Below are 5703 nucleotides of genomic sequence, written 5' to 3'. Positions count from 1 at the left end.
TAAGAAAAAACCCGCCATCTAGGCGGGTTTTTTTATGGCAGGGATTAACTTAGTCGTTAACCGGCTGCGGTTTGGTCGCTGGAGCAGTGGCCTGATTAGCCGCTGCATGGCCGCCAGCAGAACCTTTCCCGTCAAAGTTGAAGGAAGGGCGCTGCCACTCGCTGACCTTCTCGGCTTCCGGCTGGTAATCCGGCGCAGGCGCTTTAGTCATCGGGGCGGTAGCGATATGCTTGTAGAGCGTGGGTTGCGGTTGTGCAACCGCAGGGTCAGCCTGCACCGGAGCTGGAGCTGGAGCTGCCTCTGGCTGTGCTGGCACGACTTCCGGCTCAGCGGTTACAGCAGCTTCTGCACGGGCGGCCACAATGGCTTCCACTACAGGTTCTTGCTCCACAGGTTCACCTTGCACCGTTTTATCTGCAACCGTCTCATTCGTAGTTGTTTCACTGACAACGGTTTCATCCACAACAGCGGCTGGCTCGGCAGTAACGATAACGTCAGCCACGGCTTCGACAGGTGCAGTTTCTACTGGGGCTTCAACGACCGGTGTTGCCACTGGCTCAGCCACTACTGGAGCGGTTTCAACCACGGCCTGCGGTGCCACGTTTTCAACTACGGTTGGTGCTTCGTTGACTACTGGCTGAACAGGTGTGGCTTCAACAGCCGCCGCGACGGTTTCTACCGCTACCGGTGCTTGAGCTTCTTCGTGTTCAACATAGACGGCTGCTTGTGCCACAGGATAGCTGACCCAAACCTTGCCTGAAGCCATTTCTGGTGAGGCAAACGCCCCGGCCAACGGCATTGGCGACTGGTTCGGATAACGCTCATCACGATAGCGACGACGACGTTGGCCACTGACACGCAGATGACGAGGAGAACGACGAGAGCGACGTGGCATGCCGTTTTCACCGTTACCACGGTCGTCAGCTTGCGCGTTATCTTCAGACTGGGCCGCAATGGTCTGTGGCAACAGCTTAACGCTCTCAGCCAATACCGGAGCCTGGCTTTCTTCAACCTTGGCGATCGGTGCCTTAGGCGCTAATAGTTCTTCAGCGGCGCGATGCAGTTCTTCTTCCGCTGACAGGACGCGAACTTTCTGTGCGAGCGGCCGGCGTTGACGACGTTGCGTTGGCTGCTGATGACGGTCTTCATCTTCGTCGCTGTTATTGCTGGCAAGGACGACCTCTGCAGTTTCTGGCACTTTGACGTCTTGCGGAGCAGCCTGGCGTTTTTCTTCCTGACGACGACGTTGACGCTCGGCACGTTGCTCACGGCGCTGTTGCTGATCTTCGCGCTGTACATTGGCCGCTTCTTCAGTCTGCACTTCAGTGTTGGCAACCGCTGGTGCGGTCTGCTGCTGTGCGTTACGGCGGTTGTTGCGGCGCTGGTCGTCACGGTTTTCACGTGGTTCACGAGGCTCGCGATTTTCGCGCGGCTCACGATCAGCACGTTCACGGTTGTCACGCCCTTCACCACGATCTTTACGCTCGCCACGTTCACCTTTACGGCCTGAACCCTGGCGGCGTTGGCCACGACGATCTTGACGACGGTTGTCGCTGTCTTCCGTTTTCTCGGCTACGACCGGTTTAGCTTCTACCACTGGCGTTTCTTCACCGGCGAACAGTGACTTCAGGCCACCGAACAGACGGCTCAACAGGCCAGGTTTGGCTTCAGCAACAGCGGCTGATGCAACTGCCGGTTTGGCGGCAACGGCAGGCTTGCTAACCACAGGCTCTTCTTCCGGCGGTGGAGCATCCTGTGCCAGAGAGAAGGAAGCCAGAGCCGGTTGCTCGCGTTTGCGCTCAACTGGCGCATCATCCTGCGGCTGGGCCATTTCTTCTTCATGCAGCTTCGGCAGCAGGTAGCTCAGGGTTGGTGTTTCTTCACCCTTGCGTACGCGCAGCACGGAGTAATGCGGAGTCTGCATCTGTTCGTTTGGCACGATGATCGCTTTCACGCCACCCTGGCGCTTCTCGATCGCGCTGACAGAATCACGTTTTTCGTTCAGCAGGTAGGAAGCAACCTGAACCGGCACGATGGCGTGAACTTCTTTGGTGTTCTCTTTCAGCGCTTCTTCTTCGATCAGGCGCAGAATAGACAGCGCCAGCGATTCGTTATCACGGACGGTGCCGGTACCGGTACAGCGCGGGCACACGTGGTGGCTGGATTCACCCAGTGACGGGCTGAGGCGCTGACGGGACATTTCCAGCAGGCCGAAACGAGAGATACGGCCAATCTGAATGCGGGCACGGTCCTGGCGGACGGCATCGCGCAGACGGTTTTCCACTTCACGCTGGTGACGAACCGGGGTCATATCGATAAAGTCGATAACGATCAGGCCACCCAGGTCACGCAGGCGCAATTGACGAGCAATTTCATCTGCGGCTTCCAGGTTAGTATTGAATGCGGTTTCTTCGATGTCGCCACCGCGGGTTGCACGCGCGGAGTTGATGTCGATAGCGGTCAGGGCTTCAGTGGTGTCGATCACGATGGAACCACCGGAAGGCAGACGCACTTCACGTTGGAACGCGGACTCGATCTGTGATTCGATCTGGTAATGGCTGAACAGCGGGATTTCGCCACTGTACAATTTGATCTTGCTACTGAAATCCGGGCGGCCCAGGGCAGCGATGTGCTCTTTGGCCAGATCGAGCACCTTCGGGTTGTCGATCAGGATTTCACCGATGTCCGGGCGCAGGTAATCGCGGAATGCTCGCACGATAACGTTGCTTTCCTGGTGGATCAGGAATGGAGCAGGGCGGCCTTCGGCGGCTTTTTTAATCGCTTCCCAATGCTTGAGGCGGAATGACAGGTCCCATTGCAGAGCGTCGGCGGATTTGCCAACGCCAGCAGTGCGGACAATCAGCCCCATGCCGTCTGGCAATTGCAGCGAGGAGAGCGCTTCTTTCAGTTCGGTACGGTCATCACCTTCGATGCGGCGGGAAATACCACCGGCACGCGGATTGTTCGGCATCAGTACCAGATAGCTACCGGCCAGGCTGATGAAGGTGGTCAAGGCGGCGCCTTTGTTACCCCGTTCTTCTTTATCAACCTGAACGATGACTTCCTGGCCTTCACGCAGCACATCTTTGATGTTTGGACGACCATGGGAGGAGTAATTGCTTGGGAAGTATTCGCGAGCGATTTCTTTTAGCGGGAGGAAACCATGCCGTTCAGCGCCGTAATCAACGAACGCGGCCTCCAGACTAGGTTCAATACGAGTGATTTTGCCTTTGTAAATATTCGCTTTTTTCTGCTCATGGCCAGGGCTTTCAATATCCAGATCGTACAGCCGCTGTCCATCTACAAGGGCAACACGCAACTCTTCCTGCTGAGTTGCGTTAATCAACATTCTTTTCATCTTAACTTACTCGTTTTTTTTACATTATCGACAAAGCTGCGGGCAAAATAACCTCATGGCCGGGTTAAAACCGAAAACCCCGTGTCTTCTCGCAAAGCCGTCAACCTCACGGTTGTCGCCTGCCTAGGGGCGCATTATCTCGGTAAGCCTGTATTTCTTTGTGAAACACAGCGCTTTTGACTCAGGGAATAGCCTCTGATTTATGTTGACAGATCTGATTCCATTTGCCGGCCAAGCTGCAACCCGCAGCCCGCTAATTGTTTGATTTCACATTACGTCTTACGCCATTGCTGCGTTTTTGTGCAACCAGACAAACTGTATAATTCCGCAATTCTCCTCGTTTCAAGGGGATCGGCACGGAAAGTTACAGCATTATTCCATTGCAAGCACCTTTATAGCAAGGTGACTTTGCTGAAACTGTTATTGAAACCGCAAACGTTCAACCTGGCTTGCTGCCTTATTGTTCGCTGCTGTTTCTCTTACAGTCTGAGAGACAGTTAAGCACATAAAAAGAGGTGGCGCTATTGACTCGCTCTATTTAGAATCCCGCCCCATGAAAACGAACATTCCCGCAGTACAATTAGTGACGATTTCTGACGACGAAGCCGGTCAGAGAATCGACAATTTTTTGCTTGCCCGCCTGAAAGGCGTGCCGAAGAGCATGATTTATCGCATCGTGCGCAAAGGCGAGGTGCGGGTCAACAAAGGCCGCATCAAGGCTGAATATAAACTGGCTCCGGGCGACGTGGTGCGCATTCCTCCGGTACGGGTCGCCGAGCGTGAAGACGCGCCGGTTTCCGCCAAGCTGGATAAAGTGGCTGCCCTGGCGGATTGCATCCTTTATGAGGACGATCATCTGTTGCTGCTGAACAAACCTTCGGGGACGGCGGTGCACGGCGGTAGTGGCCTGAGCTTTGGCGTGATCGAAGGATTGCGGGCATTACGTCCGGAAGCGCGTTTTCTGGAGCTGGTGCACCGTTTGGACCGCGATACGTCCGGCGTGTTGATGGTGGCCAAGAAGCGTTCGGCGCTGCGTTCGCTGCACGAGCAACTGCGCCTCAAGGGGATGCAGAAGGATTATATGGCGTTGGTGCGCGGCGAGTGGCAGTCGCACTGCAAAGCGGTGCAGGCACCGTTGCTGAAGAATATTTTGCAGAGCGGGGAGCGCATTGTGCGCGTCAACAGCGAAGGCAAACCTTCCGAGACCCGCTTCAAGATCGAAGAGCGCTTTGAACATGCCACGCTGGTGAAGGCCAGCCCGATCACCGGGCGCACCCACCAAATTCGCGTGCATACCTTGCATGCCGGGCACCCGATCGCCTTTGATGACCGTTATGGTGACCGGGAGTTCGATCGCCAATTGGCGGGCACCGGCCTGAAGCGCCTGTTCCTGCATGCGGCGGCGCTGCGCTTTGAACATCCAGCTACCGGCGAAACGATGCGTATCGAAGCGCCGATGGATGACGAGCTACGTCATTGCCTGCAGGTATTGCGGCAACGTACCGCCGCAGCCAAAAAATAAACCCCGACATAGTGAGCAGTTGTGGAATTTGTTAGGGCCGAACATATCCGATCGTAGGGGCGCCGCATGCTGCGCCCACTTATGCCAGCGGGTTGATCCCTTCAGCCCGCAACATTTCCAGCAATGCGATCAGCGGCAGACCAATCAACGTATTCGGGTCGCGGCCCTCCAGCTTGTCAAACAGCGCAATTCCCAAACCCTCACTCTTAAAGCTGCCCGCACAAAAGAGCGGCTGCTCAAGGCGTACGTAGGTTTCTATCTCCTTTTCACTTAAAGTGCGGAAATGAACGTGGAAAGGTTCACATATCACCTGTAGGCGTTGGCTACGGCTATTATAGAGCGCCAAACCGGTATAAAAGGTCACCTGCTGGCCGCTAGCCTTACGCAGCTGCTGGCGGGCGTTCTCTTCGCTATGGGGCTTACCGGTGATTTCTCCGGCGATAACGCAGACCTGGTCAGAGCCGATAATCAGATAATCCGGGTAGGCCGTAGCTAGTGCCTGAGCCTTGGCCGCCGCCAGACGCAGCACCAGAGCTTCGGCACTTTCCCCGGGCAGCGGCGTTTCATCGGTTTGCGGCGCTGCACAAATAAAGGGCAGGTGCAGCTTCTCCAACAGCTGCTGGCGGTAGACCGAGGTTGAGGCGAGTAACAGTCTTTGCATAATTTTTTCCACAAACCATAGCGTAAATATGTCGCTCATCTTAAACTGTCGGCCGCTCTGGAAGCGAATATTGGTGAAAGGTGCCGTTTTAGGGCCTTTTTCTTTGACTCTATGACGTTACAAAGTTAATATGCGCGCCCTATGCAAAAGGTAAAATTACCC

3 protein-coding genes are annotated in these 5703 nt (G+C 55.5%); 1 reads left to right on the top strand and 2 read right to left on the bottom strand.

Annotation, left to right across the window (positions count from 1 at the left end; translation table 11 throughout):
- Positions 1–49: 49 nt before the first annotated feature.
- Positions 50–3358, bottom strand: coding sequence for a ribonuclease E (gene rne / locus ACLQ7H_RS03335; RefSeq protein WP_411751443.1), 3309 nt, complete (start codon positions 3356–3358; stop codon positions 50–52).
- A gap of 553 nt (positions 3359–3911) precedes the next feature.
- Between rne and rluC the strand changes: the two genes are divergently transcribed.
- Complete coding sequence (gene rluC, locus ACLQ7H_RS03330) at positions 3912–4880, top strand: 23S rRNA pseudouridine(955/2504/2580) synthase RluC (protein ID WP_411751442.1); 969 nt, start codon at positions 3912–3914, stop codon at positions 4878–4880.
- Positions 4881–4959: 79 nt separating this feature from the next.
- Here rluC and ACLQ7H_RS03325 read toward each other — a convergent pair whose 3' ends face one another.
- Complete coding sequence (locus ACLQ7H_RS03325; RefSeq protein WP_411751441.1) at positions 4960–5541, bottom strand: Maf family protein; 582 nt, start codon at positions 5539–5541, stop codon at positions 4960–4962.
- Positions 5542–5703 lie beyond the last annotated feature (162 nt).

Source organism: Serratia sp. (in: enterobacteria) (assembly GCF_046715635.1).
Lineage (GTDB): Bacteria > Pseudomonadota > Gammaproteobacteria > Enterobacterales > Enterobacteriaceae > Chania.
The sequence above is the reverse complement of the archived record's forward strand: the minus strand, read 5'-3'. Positions and strand labels throughout refer to the sequence as shown.